The sequence below is a fragment of the Marinimicrobium sp. genome (assembly GCF_002695945.1).
Taxonomy (GTDB): Bacteria; Pseudomonadota; Gammaproteobacteria; order Pseudomonadales; family Cellvibrionaceae; genus Marinimicrobium; species Marinimicrobium koreense.
This window is the reverse complement of the sequence record NZ_NZQP01000021.1, coordinates 169,915-187,589: the sequence shown is the minus strand read 5'-3', so window position 1 is coordinate 187,589 and position 17,675 is coordinate 169,915. Positions and strand designations below refer to the sequence as shown.

Annotated in this window: 16 protein-coding genes; 1 reads left to right on the top strand and 15 read right to left on the bottom strand. The window is 60.9% G+C overall.

Annotated elements, in window-relative coordinates:
* Positions 1 to 42 precede the first annotated feature (42 nt).
* Together pulA and CMG77_RS04775 are read right to left on the bottom strand one after the other, a co-directional pair.
* A complete protein-coding gene (gene pulA / locus CMG77_RS04780; RefSeq protein WP_502691757.1) occupies positions 43 to 3,492 on the bottom strand; it encodes a pullulanase-type alpha-1,6-glucosidase in 3,450 nt (1,149 codons plus the stop codon).
* Positions 3,493 to 3,839: 347 nt separating this feature from the next.
* Positions 3,840 to 5,450 (bottom strand): alpha-amylase family glycosyl hydrolase, encoded by a 1,611-nt coding sequence (locus CMG77_RS04775; protein WP_286903694.1) that lies wholly within the window; start codon positions 5,448 to 5,450, stop codon positions 3,840 to 3,842.
* A 142-nt stretch (positions 5,451 to 5,592) separates the two neighbouring features.
* Between CMG77_RS04775 and CMG77_RS04770 the strand changes: the two genes are divergently transcribed.
* Positions 5,593 to 5,952, top strand: coding sequence for a hypothetical protein (locus CMG77_RS04770; RefSeq protein ID WP_286806167.1), 360 nt, complete (start codon positions 5,593 to 5,595; stop codon positions 5,950 to 5,952).
* A gap of 2 nt (positions 5,953 to 5,954) precedes the next feature.
* Here CMG77_RS04770 and CMG77_RS04765 read toward each other — a convergent pair whose 3' ends face one another.
* The 13 genes from CMG77_RS04765 to CMG77_RS04710 form a co-directional block, all read right to left on the bottom strand.
* Positions 5,955 to 6,524, bottom strand: a complete 570-nt coding sequence (locus CMG77_RS04765; protein ID WP_286806169.1) for an SOS response-associated peptidase — start codon at positions 6,522 to 6,524, stop codon at positions 5,955 to 5,957.
* A gap of 34 nt (positions 6,525 to 6,558) precedes the next feature.
* Entirely contained in the window at positions 6,559 to 7,350 is a 792-nt protein-coding gene (locus CMG77_RS04760; protein WP_286806171.1) for a DNA adenine methylase, read from the bottom strand.
* Positions 7,316 to 7,492: a Com family DNA-binding transcriptional regulator gene (locus CMG77_RS15775; protein WP_353743453.1), complete on the bottom strand. Its 177-nt coding sequence runs from the start codon at positions 7,490 to 7,492 to the stop codon at positions 7,316 to 7,318. Before CMG77_RS15775 ends, CMG77_RS04760 begins: the two co-directional genes overlap by 35 nt.
* 137 nt (positions 7,493 to 7,629) lie before the next feature.
* Positions 7,630 to 7,974, bottom strand: a complete 345-nt coding sequence (locus CMG77_RS04755; protein WP_286806173.1) for a hypothetical protein — start codon at positions 7,972 to 7,974, stop codon at positions 7,630 to 7,632.
* A complete protein-coding gene (locus CMG77_RS04750; protein ID WP_286806174.1) occupies positions 7,961 to 8,206 on the bottom strand; it encodes a hypothetical protein in 246 nt (81 codons plus the stop codon). The genes CMG77_RS04755 and CMG77_RS04750 overlap by 14 nt, the downstream gene beginning before the upstream one ends.
* A gap of 68 nt (positions 8,207 to 8,274) precedes the next feature.
* A complete protein-coding gene (locus tag CMG77_RS04745; RefSeq protein WP_286806176.1) occupies positions 8,275 to 9,603 on the bottom strand; it encodes a DUF2793 domain-containing protein in 1,329 nt (442 codons plus the stop codon).
* A gap of 4 nt (positions 9,604 to 9,607) precedes the next feature.
* Positions 9,608 to 12,910, bottom strand: coding sequence for a phage tail protein (locus CMG77_RS04740; RefSeq protein WP_286903693.1), 3,303 nt, complete (start codon positions 12,908 to 12,910; stop codon positions 9,608 to 9,610).
* Positions 12,900 to 13,130 carry a hypothetical protein gene (locus CMG77_RS04735; RefSeq protein ID WP_286806181.1) on the bottom strand — a complete coding sequence of 77 codons (231 nt, stop codon included), beginning with the start codon at positions 13,128 to 13,130 and terminating at the stop codon, positions 12,900 to 12,902. The genes CMG77_RS04740 and CMG77_RS04735 overlap by 11 nt, the downstream gene beginning before the upstream one ends.
* On the bottom strand, positions 13,130 to 13,360 hold the full coding sequence (locus CMG77_RS04730) for a hypothetical protein (RefSeq protein ID WP_286806183.1): 231 nt from the start codon (positions 13,358 to 13,360) through the stop codon (positions 13,130 to 13,132). Before CMG77_RS04730 ends, CMG77_RS04735 begins: the two co-directional genes overlap by 1 nt.
* Before the next feature lie 9 nt (positions 13,361 to 13,369).
* Entirely contained in the window at positions 13,370 to 14,185 is an 816-nt protein-coding gene (locus tag CMG77_RS04725; RefSeq protein ID WP_286806185.1) for a phage/gene transfer agent baseplate hub protein, read from the bottom strand.
* Positions 14,175 to 15,863, bottom strand: coding sequence for a hypothetical protein (locus CMG77_RS04720; RefSeq protein WP_286806187.1), 1,689 nt, complete (start codon positions 15,861 to 15,863; stop codon positions 14,175 to 14,177). The genes CMG77_RS04725 and CMG77_RS04720 overlap by 11 nt, the downstream gene beginning before the upstream one ends.
* A 3-nt stretch (positions 15,864 to 15,866) precedes the next feature.
* On the bottom strand, positions 15,867 to 16,817 hold the full coding sequence (locus CMG77_RS04715) for a hypothetical protein (RefSeq protein WP_286806188.1): 951 nt from the start codon (positions 16,815 to 16,817) through the stop codon (positions 15,867 to 15,869).
* Between the two features lie 12 nt (positions 16,818 to 16,829).
* Positions 16,830 to 17,675: a hypothetical protein gene (locus tag CMG77_RS04710; RefSeq protein ID WP_286806190.1), complete on the bottom strand. Its 846-nt coding sequence runs from the start codon at positions 17,673 to 17,675 to the stop codon at positions 16,830 to 16,832.

Genomic DNA, 17,675 nt, shown 5'->3' with positions numbered 1-17,675 from the left:
CGGGGGTGGTGTCACCCCCGGATTTTTTTTAGTGTCGTCAGATCAGCTCCGGCGGGATACCAGGCGAATCCCGGCGAGCGCCAGCAACATCAACAGCAATCCGGCATTGGCACTGCCGCTGCTGCCGCGATCCGGTTCGGGAGATTCATTGTCCCCATCGGTATCGTCGTCATTGCCGCCGTCGGTGTCGTCATCGTCGCCGGTATCGGCCTGGGCAATCTGGAACACCGCGGTGGTCCGTGCGGGTACCGTAAAGGTACCGGTGTCGGCATCAAAGGTGGCGCCCTTAACGGTTTCATCGTTGGACGCCTGCTGCAGCGGATGCAGTTCCCACCCTGCTTCGGTCCAGTCTTCGGAGCTCAACGTCTGAGCGTCCACATGGGCATTGAACAATACCATCACCGCNTCCCGCTCCGGGTCGACGTCATCGCTGCCATCGGCAATGTGCATGGCGACCAGTGCCGGCTTCTGCTCGGCGCCGGTGTTGTGGAAACTCACCTGTTCNTTAATCGCAGCGCCGGTTTCCAGNCGGAACAGTTTTGANCTGTGACGGATGGCCAGCATNTCNTTGAAGTGCGCCAGGCTGCTCAGGATATGCGCCTCNTCCACCGCCAGAGTCTCATCCGCCAGCCGGGGCTGAATCGTATCCCAGCTCGCNTCNGTGGAGTGGGCCGGCGGCAGGCCACGGCCCCANCCGTTCTGNTGATANCTGTANTCCAGCAGNTTGAACCAGTCGCCGGAATCGTAGCTGTCACGATCCATGGACTTGGANCGCATCAGCTCCTGGCCNGCNTGCACNAACGGAACGCCCTGAGCGAGCANCGCCAGGCTGGTACCCATGTTGTGCACCCGTACCCGATCTTCCGGNGTACGATCCAGCGGGATCTTGTACTGGTTGATGTCGAACAGGGTTTCGTTATCGTGCTTCTCGATATAATTGATTGACTCCTGCGGGTCCAGNGTGTAGCCCACGGCNGCGCCGTAATCACCGGTCACCTCGTTNCCCTGCCAATCNATAAACGCAAAGTCTTTNAGNCTNCCGGCCAGACCAATGCGGATGCGGTCGGTNCTGGTCANCAANCNCTCCAGCTCGTCGGCGCTACCGTCATTCTCGGCATTGGGNTCGTANTACAGACCNTTGATGAANCTCTGGTTGATGACATGATTGACNCCNCTGTCAAACGGGCTTCCGCCGCGTACCGCNTCGCGGAAGCGATCGTTGAANGTGCCCACACCNGTGCCGGCCATATTGATCTGGGTGGCCTGNTCAAAGCGGGCATTGTCGGCCACTTCACCGAANTTCCAGCCTTCGCCNTACAGNTAAATATGCTCACCNTTNACACCGTGNTCTTCCTCGGTCAGTGTGGCCANCTGCTCCTTNACCTTGAGAATNTTGGCTTTGCTGTGNTGGCCCATGAGGTCAAAGCGGAAGCTGTCGACNTTNTACAGNTCNGCCCAGGTCATCAGTGAGTCCACCATGAANTTTTCCATCATGGCGTGCTCGGAGGCGGTGTTNTCACAGCAGGTGCTGCGCTCGATATTGCCGCTGCTGTTCAGGCGGTGGTAATAACCGGGTACCACTTTATCCAGAACGGATTTGTCCCCCAGGCCGGATTGGCTGGTGTGGTTGTAGACCACATCGACCACCACTCGCAGTCCGGCTTCATTCAGNGCCTGTACCATTTCGCGGAATTCGAGAATGCGGGCCACGCCATCCGGGTCGGTGGCGTAACTGCCTTCCGGGGTGTTGAAGTGGTGCGGGTCGTAACACCAGTTAAAGGCATCGCTGCCGCGAATCGCATTGACCGCCGCCTGCTGCTCGGTGCTGTCCGGGGCGTACTGGGACAGGTCGTCTTGAAGTGTTAGCTGGTCGGCCGGATCTTCCGGAATGGTGGCACAGTCNTTGACGGGAAGCAGGTGNACGTGNCTCAGGCCGACTTCCTGCAGGGACTTCAGGTGGGTCATGCCCAGGCTGTCCGAGACGGTAAAGGCCTTGAACTTGCCGCGATAGGCTTCCGGTACTTCACTGTCGCTGACACTGAAGTCGCGNACATGCACTTCGTACACCACCATNTCTTCGGGNGCGGTGAANGNCGGCTTCGNCAGGNTATCCCAGCCTTCGGGCTTGAGGTCNTCATCGTNGAGNTTGACCAACTGGCTGCGCTGNCCGTTGGTGCTNGCGCTCAGGGTGTAGGGGTCGGTGACGCGGTTGGTTTCAATGTTTCCGGTCTGCGGGACGTACACTTCCACGTCGAACTGATAGTACTGCCGATCCCAGCTCGCATCGCCGGTGATACTCCACACGCCGGTNTCCGCGTTGAACGTCATGGGGAGCTCGGTGGGCGCGGTATCCGTGTGGCTGTCGGGGTACAGAAGGAAAGTGACGTTCTGGGCGGTCGGTGCCCACAGATGCACACTGGGAACATCGCCGTCATACACCGGGCCCAGGTCGCCATCGTAGGTGTACAGGTCATCCAGCACGCCCGGAATCTGCACGCCGGTGGCATCGACCAGGCTGCCGTCTTCGTTGCTGGCCGACACGGCGATCTGCCCTTTNAGAATGTCACCGATCTGTTCGAGGTCCGCCTCGGCAATGGTGAACACGGGGTAGTTGGCCAGGTGGGGGAATTTTTCGGCCAGCNNATCACTCATGCCATTGGCATCGTGGGTCAGCGTGATGGCTTCGCCGCCAGAAACGCCCTCGGGGCTGCTGGTCATGTCCGCCTGAGCATCGAAGTGCAGNTGGACATTGGCGTCCGGTGTGACCGCGAAGGCAATGGTGTTCTCGTTCAGCCAGTAGGCCTTGGATTGACTCAGGTCACCAGCGGAAATCACATCGCCCACGTACACGCTGTTGTCCAGACTGTTGTAGGTAAAGGTGACTTCTTCGCCGTCNGCNTCAACNGTNAAAGGCACATNGNNNCCNTCNNCNCCNTAACTNTCNNNCCAGGNCTCGTTCANGGCNATTTTNGCNNNGTANTNGCCNGNNGGNATNTCNGTNGTGGTGTANTGATANATACCGGTNTTGTTGATGTCCTGAACCCAGGCAACCATACANTCNGNNGCCCAGTTGGTTTCGCAACCCAGTGCTTNNTGGAAATCTCCGACCGCNGTTGCGATAACGTCATTGACACTATCGGCGACCCAATGGCTCTCGTGGCTGTAGTAAAAACGGACGNCCTGCTCTTCAGNCACNCTCANTGAAATGTNGTCACCGCCNGANGTGGCATTCGCNCCGTAGNTTTCATCCCACCNGCCATTGATGGCGGCCTTGTATNCGTANTCNNCGGCNGGAAGCGTGAANCTGCCGCGCCAGATACCATCCGCGCCNGCNTCAAGGGCGGCATCGGTACAGTCTGGCTGCCATTCGCCCGGGCAGCCCATGGCGGGATTGAGGTCTCCCGGGATGCTGACGCTGGAGGGATCTGAGGTATGGTCGGCTTGAGCGCCGATCGCCAGAGCGAGCACCGGTANGGCGCGTGCGCTATGCATTAACCACCGGGGCATAGCCCGGCCGTTGCGGGTNTTATCGTTCATTATTGTATCTCCAAGCTTACTGGTTACTGTTATGTTTATTGGTACCCGACCGGACAGGATCGACAGCACGAANGGNCNGGTAAAAAAAAGGCGCAGTAGACTGCGCCAAAGTTTCCCAACACAAAGCAATGAGAGAGTAGGGTAAAACCGTAAGGTTTCAAAAANNGGCCCGGGAGTGATCCCGGGCTGGCAAGGAAGGAGAGTTCCCAAACCATGAATTCATCGTAGAACGGGGCGACGGACTGCTCAATAGCNTGCATACGTATGCAGNTCGTCNGACCGCTATGAATACGTATGCATTTTCANTCTTTGTCNGATGCGTNCATCNCACTCACTTCAAGCACNNCAGATTGAAGCGGGCTTAATTCCAACTCGGCATAGCCNCGCCCATCATTATCCACCGTTAGAATAACGCCCTGATTCGAATCGAGCCGATCCCGAAGTGTGTNCTGNCCNGGCGACAACTGCCATTCANTGATCAGTTCGCGCGGCAGGTTCAACGTNACTTCNNTNGCCGCCTGGTCGCCAAAATGACTGACAATTAACCANCGNTGNGANCNCGACCAACGGGCCCAGGTGTACAGCTTCTCGTTGTANCCATTNCTGTTCTGGCGCTGGTAGTCGTGCAGGTCCATGATCTGNCCNNCGGCGGCNGGCTCCTCCCGTGCCAGGCGTAANACNNGCTGNTAAAACTCGCGCAGCGCGGCCTCTTNCTCGCTGAGCTGGCCACCGTCNAAGGCNCCGTCGTTCATCCAGCGTTGGTGGGCGGGCACGCCCCAGTAGTCGAAAATGGTGGTCCGGCTGGCTTTGCCGAAACCGGCATCTTCNTCGGCGTCTTCGCCCACTTCCTGTCCGAAATAGATCATCGCCGGGCCCCGTCCCCAGAGCGCNGAGACCACCATGGCCGGNTTGCCTTTTTGTGCGTCGCCCGCAAATTCCGGGTGGGCAATGCGTTGCTCATCGTGGTTCTCGAGNAACAGCAGCATGTGCTGATCGATGTCCGCGAGCGCGTCGCGCACCGGAGGCAGGGTATCGGTACCGGCTTCGCCGCGCATGATGGGCTTCAGCGTATCGTAGATATCCACCTTGGCGTANAGGTAGTCCATCTTCCCCAGGTGAATGTAATCGCGGTAGGCGTCNGGNTTGTAAATTTCCGCGAGNAGAAANGCNTCCGGGTGCTCNACNTTGATGGAGGCNTTCAGAAAGCTCCAGAATTCNACCGGGACCATTTCCGCCATGTCGTANCGGAAACCGTCGACGCCNTTGTCCAGCCAATAGTGGGCANTGTCGCGCATTTTNTACCAGGAGTCCGGCAGGTCCTGCTCTTGCCAATAAGCGTGATGATCCTCGATCGACCGCCCGGCATAGTCGTCCGGCAGATGCGGGAAGTCGTAGGTACCGTCGGGTCTTACCCCGTAATTGATCTTTACGGTCTCATGCCAGTCATTGAAACCCGGCTGAGCGGCGCGGGCGCCATTGCCGGTCCACTTGGCCGGGTTCTCCTCGAACTCGCCGTCGGCAAGCGGGTGAACATCGCCGCCCAGGGGTTGGTAGTCGCCCTCGGGATCGGGGACTCTGAAGCGTTCGCCGACCACATAGTAGAACTGGTTGTCACGGGCATAGGTGACCGAGTCATCATCCTGGGCACCGAGGTTGTCGACGCCCTCAGGGCGGCTGATGGAATCGTAATCCCTGGCCACGTGGTTGGGAACGATGTCGATAATGACCTTCAGGCCGTTGTCGTGAGTACGCTCGATCAGCGCCTCGAATTCTGCCAGGCGCTGCGCCGGATCTTCAGCGAGATCCGGATTGACGTTGTAATAATCCTTGACCGCATACGGTGAGCCGGCGCGGCCCTTGACTACGTCCGGGTCATCCTGGGAAATGCCGTAATCGGTGTAGTCGTTGATCACGGCATGGTGGGGTACTGATGCCGCGCGCGATAAATTGACGGCTCACGCGCGATAATTGGCGTAGTGTAACTGTTTCACCCTGGGCAAAGGAATTGCCAATAGGGATTGCGCCTCTCCCGCCACCGGGGCACACTTCCCGCCCATGAGAACCTACCTTGTAATTCTGCTCCTGCTCTCCCTCTCCCTGGATGTCCATGCCAGAAACGAAGCCTGGTACCAGGAACGCTTCTGTGACGGCGAGACCGAGGTGGTGCTGCCTGACCGCCGCCGAGTGGATTGTGTCCTGGACTCGCATGCCATTGAGTACGACTGGGGATCCAAGTGGTCCCAGGCGATCGGGCAGGCTTTAGGGTATGCCACGGCCACGGGAAAGCGTGCCGGTATTGTCCTTATTCTGAAGAAGCCCACGGACCGTCGATACTGGGAAACCATGCAGGATGTCATTGAAGACCACGACCTACCGATCGACACCTGGGCCATCGAAGCGTGGAAGGTGCGCTGAGGCTACTCACTGGGGCTGAAAGTGATGCCCTGGGCGGCCGAATCGATCGCCATAGCTTGGGCATCCAGAGGGGTGGCATTCAACCAGGTGCTCGCCTCACTGGCGCCAATGAACACCGGGAACCGGTTGTGTATGTGGTAGAGCTCCGTTGGGGCTGCCCGTGTCAGGGTGACTAGCTGGGGCGTCTCTCCCTCATACCAGAATGCCGCCATGTACAGCGGCCGCTCGTCTATCCGGTGAAACCGCAGCTTCACCTTGCCTGCCTTCGTACTCATCCACTCGTAAAATCCACTACACGGCACCAGGCAGCGGTTGAAGGCAAACGCTTTGACGAATGTCTGCTTTTCGGTGACGGTCTCGGATTTGGCATTGATAAGCAGGCTGGTGGCCCACTTGGGCTTGATGCCCCACCTGGTGTCGAGCTGCTGCAGACGCCCCTCTACCGAGGCAACTGTGGATACGGTCTGGGCCGGCCGCAGGTCATGGTTGCTGGCCGCCTTGAAGCGGATGCCTAGGTCCTGCGGTACCCATCTGTTGATCTCTTCGCCGTCGACGTCGATTCTTCCGCACATACATTCAGCCCTCCGTGGCCAAATAATAGCAGGCTCAGAACAGGCCCGCCGGCTCACTCTGGACGTCCCAGCTGAATATCAGAACCTCCCGCGCATCCGAACCCTTGCCGCCGCCGACGGTGTACTTGATGTCGGTGCTCTCAATGTGGAAGTCCTTGAACAGCTCACGGATGTCCGGGTGGTCGTTCAGGCTGATGACGGCTTTGCCCTTGATCTGGTGCAGCAGCTCTGCCATGGCCTGGTAGTGCTCCCAGCCGAAATCCACGCCGTAGCCCTCGGTCTCCCAGTATGGCGGATCCATATAGAAGAGCGTGTGAGGCCGGTCGTAGCGGCGGATGCAGTCCTGCCACGCCAGGTGTTCGATGTAGGTGGACGCAAGGCGCAGGTGGGCGGCCGACAGCGACTCTTCCAGCCGCAGCAGGTTAAGCCCTGGGGGCGTGGTGGTAGCCGTGCCATAGCTCTGGCCGTCCACGCGGCCGCCGAAGGCGGACTGCTGCAGGTAGTAGAACCGGGCGGCACGCTGGATATCGGTCAGCGTTTCCGGCCGGGTCATCTGCTGCCACTTGAACACTTGGCGTGAACTGAGGGCCCACTTGAACTGGCGGACGAACTCTTCCAGGTGGTTCTGCACCACCCGGTAGAGATTCACCAGGTCACCGTTGATGTCGTTCAGCACCTCGACCTCGGCGGGTACCGGACGGAGGAAGAACAGCGCGGCGCCGCCGGCGAACGGCTCGACGTAGCAGCTGTGCTGAGGGAGCAGCGGCAGGATGCGATCGACCAGGCGGCGTTTACCGCCCAGCCAAGGGATGATGGGTGTGGCCATGTTGCCTCCTATCAGGGTGCGATTGGAGGCTCGTGGCCTTCTGATGGTTGACGGCCCCGCAGCGGGGGCACTTGATTTCGATTTCGGAAAACGCCGCCATGGCGAGTTTACGACGGCATTTTGTACAACGAACCTCTTTCATTCTCGGCAAACCTTTTTCATTTTGCTAAGATCGCCTTGCTCACGTGAGCGGGCGGCCTCGGCTGGTTTGCAGCTTGCTCTGCAGACTGGTGTCGCGCTCTGGTGTTGCAGCACCAGGGCGCGTCGCCGCTTTTTACTTCACGCCCCAGGGGCTTCCCAGTTTGTGTCCATGTTGTCGACCGCCAGACGGAAGGCCTCCGACAGCTCCTCGACAGAGACCGGCGTTTTGTGCCCTGCCTCGCTATCCGCCAGAACCCAACCGACCACCGTCTCACCGGTTATCTGGGCCTTCTGCAGGCGAAAACCCATACGGCCTATCGACTGCTCGTCTGCATCAAACAACTTTCCAGATGCTGTTTCTACGACAGCTTCGCTGATGGCTTCGGCTCGCTGGCGCTTGAACTGATTGATCTGCGCCAGCGCTGCCTTAGCCGCTTTGTCTTCGGCGGTTTCGATTTCGGTGCAGTCATTAAGCCAGGTCATTGGAGTACTCCTCTGGTGCGTCATACGGCGGTAGTTCGATAGGACCGTTCTCTGTTACGGTGACCGGCGCCGGGAAGCGGGTTTCGGAGGGAGCATCGGCGCCATGCGTCAGCGTGATGGTGCATTCGTAATCATTGCCTACACGGTGGACGGTGCCGAGTACCGGATGCTGTGCGGTTGCGCCGTCTTCGAGCAGGGACAGGTTGTAGTCTACTGCGTTGACGGTAAGCACTGGTGCTACCCACGAAACGGAGGGCTGCGGCTCGTCTGATCGGATTGGGGAAAGATTTAGTCTAAGCATTAGTACCACCTTCCTATCGCTGTTAAAGACATCCAGATATAATCGCCTGTGGAAAAGGCGAACTCGCCGGTCGCAGCGCGGACGTTTACGTTTAGCAAAGTTGCCGAGTGAGACCCCTCCGAAACCTGGCTATGTATCAGACTAGAGATTCCGGGGGGCATATCATTCACGTTGTTTGGGTCACGCTCTTGCATTTCTGCGCTCCAACTGTAGGCGCTAGGACTGGCGAACGCGACCGGAAAATTCCACTGACACAAAAGACGGGACGCTACATCATAGAGCGCCTTCTGGTGATGTCGGCACCACAGCGTCCCATCCGCAAACTTCACGTACTCGCCGTTTGCATTCGAGCCGCGTTCAATCACCGCCCCAGTAGGAACGCCGCCGGATTGGGAGACTGTGCCGAGGATGGTTCTTTGGGTTAGGATTTTTGCCCAAGGACCGAAAATGCCTGCACCATAGGAGCGAAACCATAGGTCGTGGGCACCGCCAGAGGAAGCCTGATTGTAGAATTGGAACCCGGCATTGGGATTTCTAGCCCCAGTTAAAGTAGTCCCGCCTCCGGTTACCGGCGTATTGGGTATCCCGCTTTCAGAAGAATATGAACCGAATGTGTTGGCCGTGTTTAAATCAGCTATATCGGGCGCCGATACTGGAGCCCCTAGCCCAAACGCTCCTACCTGTAGCAAGCGCCCAGCCGTGGTGTCAGTAGCACTTGTGGTTTTATCCGCATAAGCCGCCGAGCCCAAATCACCATTACTAGGCACGTCTGCCCCGCCGAGGCCCACGTTGGCGAGTGCGGCGCTGCCCAGCTCGTCTAGGGTGAGTGTGGTTTTCTGCCAGCTGGCGGCGCTGGCGGTTGCGTCAACACAAACCCAGAATTCCCCCGTTGAGGTATTGAGCCAGCGGCTCAGCGGCTGGTAGCCCGCTGTGCTGTCGTCGGTGGCGCCTGGGTCTGCGGTGGCGCTGGGGTTGTTCAGTGGTGCGGTTGGCAGCCAGTTGGCGCCGTCGAACTTGTACCGACGGCCGTCGGCGAGGTTGTGCATTTCCCAACCTTCCAGGGGGCCCACCAGCGTCCAGGCGCCCTCGTCGTAAACGGCGATCGCGTTGGCACTACCGAGCCAGTCGCCGGTGGGATTCGGGCCCACAAGGTAGGCGGCGCCGGCGACAGGCGAGCTGGGCGGATCATCCACGCCGATATCGAGCACGCGGCCTTGCACCAGCGTGTCCAGTACCAGCAGGTTGTAGTCCATCCCCGCTTTCCAGCCGTCCTCGCCCAGGTCCCAGTCGGTGTTCAAGCCGAGGTTGTTCAATGCTCTGTTGGGCATGGGTTTACTCCTCTTCAGTAGGCCGCTGCAGGCGCAGCGACCGCCAGGTTAAAGCGTCATCGCTCTCGATCAGGTGACCGTTATTGGTCGGTTGCAAATCGGATAGCATCATCAGCCGGCCACCCACGACTTGCAGGTTGCCGGAGCGGCGCGGGAAGAATTGGGTGTTGGGGTCAATGGTCTGGACGGTCCAGGTGGTGCCACCGTTGGTGCTGCTGAACACGCGGGGCGCACCGCCGTAGCTATCGACGTACGACCGCCCGATGTAATAGTGGTCGCCGTTAAATTCCACGATCCGGGTTGTCCCGTAGTAGTTGCTGCCAGGCACACCGTTAAACGACGCCTCGGACCAGTTCTGGCCATCGGTGCTGTAAAACAGCGTGCGCTCAGAGCCTTCGCTGGTCTGGCCGAGGCCGACCCGGACGAGAAAGCGGCCCGCCATGCGCTGCACATGACCGGACCACAGGCCCCGGTAAAGGCCTTCGCCAAAGTCCCCATCGGCCAGCAGTTGCGGGGTTACCAGCTCCCAGTCGACCAGGTTGACTGAACGCCACATCCTGGAATTGACCGCATCTGGGCGCGACATCCAGATGCGCTCGCCCTCGCGGATCACTGCCACGTAGTAGCCATTGCCGTACGCAATGCTGTTCACCGTTGTGACGTCCGCGCGGTTCTCATCCAGCACGGGAGGCAGCCGGTGCTGCTCCCAGGTGCTGCCATCATCCGACGAAAACAGCAACTGATTGCCCCACAAAAACAGCCGCCCATTGATCACCTCGCTGAACGACAGCCCGGTCACCGTGGCTGAATCCGACGGCGAGGGCAGCTCCGTCCAGGGGCCATCGAGCGATGCCGCCTCAGACAGGAAACCGTTGAACACCCGCACCCAGCGGCCGCCGAACCAGTACACCGTGCCGGTCCAGAACATCGGCAGTACCGAGTGGCGCGTCCAGGTTTCGCCATCAACGCTGGAGACCAGGTACTGCTCCCCGCTCACGTCCAGGTCATTCCACCGGCCAACGTACACACCGTTTTCAAACCCCATGATGTTGATGTACAGCTGGCGGCCGCTGATGCCGCCACGCGGCGCAATCACACCCGGGTCATAGGTGCCGCCCCAGGCATAACCCCAGGACTTGCCATAGCCGGCCGCCACATAGTTAAAGGGGATCCGCACTGATTGGTAGCTGCGTGTGTCGGTGTCGTAGTCCAGCGCTTGGCTGTTGATCACCAGCTCGACCAGCCCCGAGTAACCGGCGAACAGCTCCACCACCGTGCCGTCGATATTGGATTCCGAGGTCAGCACCTGGCCGTTATCAACACGCACCAGGCTGGCGTTGTAGGTCACCTCCGGTGCACCGGCGTTCAACATGCTGGCGTCCACCAGCTGATCCTCAATCACCACCTTGTCCCGCGTGGACCAGCTCACGCGGAGCACGCCGCGCGCGGCCGCCGGGTAGGCTTCGCCGTTTATCCGGATACGGCCCGGCGGGTACGGCCGCCCGGGTCTACCGGCCAGGGTAATCACATCGCCGGTGGCGTCCTCAGCGGGCAGCGTGGCGGTGCTGGTACGGCTGCGCAGGCGGGCGCTGACGGTTTCGCTGGCCTCATACTCGACCGTTTCCACACCAGCAAAGCCGCCGCCGTAGAACCACACCCGGGCGCCAGCGGCGTGGGCGGCCGGTACCGTATCGATACAACCACGGGCCAGCGTGGCCGTCAGCGCCTCGGCATCGATCGCATCCACCCGAAAAATCTCATCGTCAATCAGTGCGGCCGTGCCGACTTCCACCAGGTCGAGATCCGCCGCGCCGGTCAGGTTTACCGCCACGGCCACCTCACCGATCGGCATCTCGTCCACCAGCTCGGCGGTCGGGCAATAGTCGCCATCGGTGCCGGTTGTCCATTCGGTGGCGCCCGATGGTTGCGTCTGGAGCAAGAAGTTTTTGCCCAGGGGATTGGCTTTAAGGGCAAGCGCGGCCACCCAGGCGCCGGTGTCGTTCTCGGCGATATCTCGCACCACGCCCAGGGAATCCCGGTAGTTCAGCTCCACGACGCGCAGGGTGTCGATCGGCTCCGGAGTAATTTGCGGCGGCACATAGCCGGGCGGTTGCGCGGTCACGTAGCTGGTCGCGGGCAGGCCGAACACATCCTGGGCGGCGTCGATTTCGATGGGGCCCTGGCGCAGCTCGGAGTTGCGCACTTGGCCCACCCGCAGAATCATGTTCTCGATTCCGCGGCTCGGTACCGAGATGCGGAACACGGCGCCGGGCTGCAGCTGATAGCCGCGCCGGTCCATCCGCAACTTGAACCGCTTCACCCCGGTGCTGCGGGCCCGCAGCTCACGCTGCGCCACCCGGTAGGCCAGCTCGGCCGTGGGGATGCCGGTGTAGCTGAGCGTCTGGCTGCGCACGGCGCCGGCGCTCTGGATACCTGCGAGGTTTTGCACGCGCACCTGGCGATCTTCATTCGTGATGGGATCCCGATAGGTGACGATCACTTCGTTCACCGCCTCGGCGGGCGCGCTGGTGCCGTCCTCATCGATGGACACCAGACCGCTGTCGTAATCAAACAGTGGCAGGGTCTGTGGGTCGTAATCGTCCCGGATCAGGGCGATCTCCCAGCGGCCGGTAAAGTGGTCCAGGTACACACTGCCGCCCACGTGCTCCACCATCTCCTGGGTGAAGTCCTCCACCGAGCTGCTGCGGTTCCAGCGCAGGCAGAGGCCAAAGCTCTCGGCCACCAGCTGGTCCGCCGCCGCCTCAAACGAGGTGCCGACCATCTGGCGCGGGTTGCCCAGGCCCCAGTCCGGATCCGTCAGCGCTTGGTAGATGATGTGGATCGGGTTCATGGCGTGGATGTCGCCACCGGCCAGCTCGATCTTTGCCGCGAGCGGGTACCAGGGGTTGTCGCTGTCCCACCCGGCGGTGGTGCGACGCACCCGCAGGCTCCACGGCTTCGGGTAGGGGTTGAGGGAAGACACCAGGCCATCAAAGAACAGGGTCAACCGGCCACGGAATGCCGGCACCAGGCCGTCCAACATGGACGCCAACCTAGTGCTCACCGGTTGGGTCGGCTCGCCCATCATCACTTCCAGTGGGCCTTCCACACCGCCTTCGGCACTGTCGCCACCGAACAGCTCGCGGGCGTTGATCTGCACCGTCTGGTTGCCCGTCACGTTGCCCGTCCAGGCAGTGCGATCGGCCACTTTGATTTCCACCAGCGCATCCACGGGCCCACGGCACACACCCATGTGAATGCCCATCAAATAGTCGTAACCAATGGTCTGCTTGCTGCTACCGCCCACGTTTGGCCTCCATCATTTCGGCGTGCTCCACCAGGCGCAGCGCCAGGCCATCGCCGGTGGCGCGCAGTTGGCTGGCCGGGATACCCTCGCGCACAAAGGTGCGCCAGCTGATGCCGCGAGCGTTAAACCAGCGCCGGGCCCCACCGCTGCAATAACCCGGCTTGCCGGACAAGCCCGGTACCGAGCGCAAGTGCTCCAGGCGCACCATCACATCCGCCATCACTTCTTGCCCCCGCTCTTGATGGGCCGGGTGCGGAAGTTGCCCAGGCCCAGCACCATCCAGTCGGTCACCCACACATCGCCAAAAATCACACACTGGGGGGTGCCTTCATCCGGTACCGGGAAATCAAAATCACTGAGCGAGGCCGGTTTTGGCTTCTCCGGTTTGGGCGTGGTGACGTAGCTGATTGCGTAGGCCACCACCAGTTGCAGTACAAAATTCCAGACCATGGTTGCCTCCTAAAAGATGGGGTTGCCGTCGAACGGGCTGCGGCCCGGCAGGTGCGGCACACCGCCATAGTTCGCGGCGTTGTTAAAGCGGCTATCGCACACCTCAATGGTGCGCGGGCAGCCCGGGTAAGCGGTCACGGCCTGCCCCTGAACCAGCCCGGCCGTGCCGCCAAACATCACGGCCGTGGTGCCGGTATGGCTTTCGATCGTGCGCCGCTCCACCTCGGCATCACCCACGGGCCACTCAATAAAGCCGCCGGTAAAGTAGTCATCCGCAAAGCCGTTCAGCGCGGCCACTTCAATGCTCAGTCCGTTCAGGCCGGCAATGGTGCCCGGCACCTCAAACTGGGTTTTGTCCACACCGCAGCCCCGGCCATACAGCGCATAGGGGCAGTTGCGGCTCCAGCTCAAACGCAGGCCCGGTTGCGCCATGGCCGCCTGCATGGATTGGCAGGTGATCTTGCAGCGGTCCTCAGCCGTCCACTCCACGCCGTGGATCCGGCCCACCCAACTGACCAGGGGTTCTTCGTCCTGGTAGTGCACATCCCGCACAGTGAGGGTGATTTCGCGGCTGACGATCATGCCCCGGTACAACTGCGCCACGCCCAGGTCGTGCGGGCCGATGATCTCGAACGCATCGGCCTCGATGTCGCCGGTCTGGCGGGTGCCGTTGTCGGTAATGCTCGTGCTCACGTACAGCACACCAGCGTGCTCGATGTCCCGATCGGCCGTGCAGTAGGCCCAGCGGTCCTGCCCGCGCTCAAACAGATACAGGCGAATGGGCTGGCCATCGGCCAGGCTGGTTTCCCGTGCATCAAACGTCATCGTTCACCCCGCGAAACACCAGGCCGCAGCGGGCAATGGTGTTGGTTTCGTGTTCAATCTCCACGCCGTCATCGTCGAGCCGACACAACACCAGGTAGGAAATCATCCGCACCTGGTTCGGCGCGATCTGCTGGCCCAGGGAGCTGTCGATCTGAACCTGTTCGGTGTCATCGTCCTGCTCGGCGGCGCCGGTGATTTCCCGGTACCAGACGGTGCCGTCGAGCAGCTGGATGCGGATGTGCGATCGCTCCGGCCGGCCGTTCACAAAGCGGGCGTAGCCCACGTTGTCCACGCTCAATGTTGTGGCGCTTTCGGTGACGATCGCATTGATGGTCAGGTCGCTGGCGAATGTCGGTACCCACAGCGGTACCTGACGGCCGCGCAGGGCGTATAACAGGCGGCGCAGTTGGTCTTTCTCTTCCACGCCCTCGACCAGCCAGCGGTGCTCGCGCAGATCAAAGCCCCGGTCGGCGGTGTCCATTCGGCGCGGCGCGTTGCTGCCGTTGTCCAGCTCCAGGAGCAGGCGTGCAAAGCCGTGGGTCAGGTTGGTGCTCTCCTCCGGGTGCTGCTCGAGGACCGGATAGCCCTGGTACTCGGCGGCGGGCATTTCGGCGGGCCAATCGCACACATCCAGCAGCGTCCAGCTCACCTCAAATTCACTGGCCTGATCGTGGTAGCGGAGCAGCTCGGGTTGTTGCACCAGGTGGGCGCTGCGCACCGGGTAAATCTTGGTACCGCGACGCCAGGCGTTTTGCAGCGGGCGGGCGGTGTCCAGGCCGGTCGCGTCGATCACATCAATCTGCGCCACTTCCCAGGTGAAGGCATCGATGTACAGCATCACCAGGCCGCCCACCTCAAAGTCGTATCCGGCGGTGTCGCAAGGCACGCGGCTGACGCCGGCGTCCAGTTCGGTGGCCAGCCACTGCACGTCCGGGGCGATGGGTACCGCAAAGCTGCGTGAGCCCCAGCCAACCAGGGTGTGCTCCAGCAACTGGCGTTCACGGCCCTGGAGTTTGTACACGGCACTCAGTCCACGCCGTGGCGCCAGGCGCAGGGCGCGGCGCTGTTCGGTACCGGTGGGGCTGCGCAACACATCGGTGGCCCAGGCCAGGGTTTCTACCACCGGCTCGCTCCAGTCCACGGCGAAGGGCCAGCCGATCACCCGGGTACCGGTCACCGGTACCGCGACGGTCTGCACATCAAACACCCAGCCGATGGTGGCGCTCACGGTGGCGGGGCCTTCCGGCTGCACGGCAATAAACCACTCGTCCTCGGTCAGCGCCGGGTAGCTGTAGGGCGGAACGTCCGGCCCCTGAATGTTGATGCCCTCATCCACGCCGGTGATTTCATTCAGCTGACGCGGCCCGAAAAACGCATTGAACACCCGCACCGCTGTTACCTGCTCGGAAACGACGTTGCCCAGGTCAATACGCTGCGGGTTGATGTGGATGCGGTTATAGAAGTCGCCTCGGTAGCTGTTCACACCGAAGCCGGTGCGGGCGCTCGGATTGGCGCTTACCGGCAGGTTGGATGCCACGGCGGTGATGTCGGCGTTGGCCACCAGGCTGGCGTAAGGTGGCCACCAGTCCAGGGAGAAGCCCATGGTGGCATCGCCCAGGTTTGGGTTATCGATGCCACCAGTGGGAGATGAAGCGTAGAACCCATCGAGCACGGCCATCGGTTACGGCTCCGGGTCGTAGCGGATGGCCCAGCCCATGGTGCCGGAGTGATCACCGCCGGACGATGTGGTGCCGTCGCGCTGATCGGCGTTCTTGCGGTAGAACGGGTAGATGCGCCATTGGTCATCACCCAGCGTGATGATCTGGCCCGGGTCGTAGTTATCTACGCGCAGAGTGCGAGCGTTCTGCAGGTCCACTACCAGGCTGCGCTTGTCTTCGTTGCGACGGACAAAGAGCTGGATGGGAATCAGGACGGACTCGCTGTTCCAGCTGTTGGGGCTGATCTGCACCAGGACGTTATGGGTTTCTGAAATCGCACCATTGCCGTTGCCCGAATAACTGGTGTTGGGAGCCAGCCATCCGGGTACATCCGGCAGGTCGACGTGCACCGTGTGTTCGGTTCGGTAGTCGTATAGTCCGTAGGGTTTCCAGAAAATTCCGGTTGTGGACTGGTTGGCTGTGCCGGACGCTCCGCCTGAAGGCGTGATGTAAACGCCGCCATTGTTCGACGACGTGGCCAAGCGGTTCGCATTCGCGGCTATCCACATGCCGGTACCAGGCACCGAAATAGATGAACGACCGAAGGCCAGCCAAAAGTGGTAGTCAACCGAGAATTTTACAAGGGCAAAAACTTCATCAGGGTCGGTGAACAGATGGATATCCAGATCCATCGGCCACGTCGGAGCCGTAACGTTGGTGGATGGCGGCCCCATACGCGGCTGGATACCCGAGGGCTCCAGCAGGCCGCCGCTATAGCCGGTTCCGCCGTGAATGTGCAACCCTTCACTGTATTGTCCATCCGCGTCCTCGCTGGTAACCACCGTCAGCTCCGCCGCCAAATCGCTCTTGGTCAGCACGTTGCCATTCTGCGTCCAGCCATTGAGCACACAGGCGTTGATGATTTCGGACCGGATCTCGCTCCAGCTATTTACCGTGGCACTGTAGTGCGGCATATAAAGCTCCTATTAAACGTTGGGGTCCAGGCGCAGGGCGTAGTAGTCAGCAAATCCGGTGCGGCTCACATCCTGAATCACGACGTAGTCATCACCGCCAACCGTCAGCGTGTTCTCGACCGCATTGTTGAAGCCGCTGATATGAAAAATGCCATCCAACTCGCCGTAAATGCCCTGACTATCGTTCAGCATCACCGGGAGCAAAGGGTAGTTTCCATCGGTATCCCGAACGTTCTCGCTGCTGGTCAACTGGTTATCCACCCACGGCCACGTGTCGGGCACTCGCCAGGTGCCATCGTTAAAGCGCATCCGGCAGTTGTCCCGATTGCCTTTTGCGTACATCGAGTGGCTCGAATCACTAAAACGGGTTTCACTCTCATTGGTGAGCATGCCGCCCACAAACACCGGATAGGGGTACTGGCTCGGCGTGGCATAAGGCAGGAATTTACCCGCGTAGGCGCTCTCATACACCGGCGTGCCCACCTTCATCGCCAGGGCAATGCGCTGCGGGTTCACCGTCAACCAGTAGTCGATCCGGTTGTTGTGCGCCGGTAGGCCCAAGAGGATCGCGCCGGGCTGGCTTGCAAAGCTGTTGCCGGCCACGTAGCCGGTGAAGCCCGCCACCGTCATGTTGTACACATCGGCGCTGGCGTTCTGGTAGCACCGGAAGCCCACGAAGATCTCCTCGGTGCCGCTATAGCCCTCGCCCTTCAAAATCAGCTCGCGGTTGTCGATCGTGTCGTCATAGCGCAGCACCTGCCAGAAGCCGCTGGCCAGGGCAAAGCTGCGGATCTTGTCCAGCATCATGTAGTGGGCCAGCGTGCCCACGTTCTCTACAAAACCAATCTCGTACGGCAT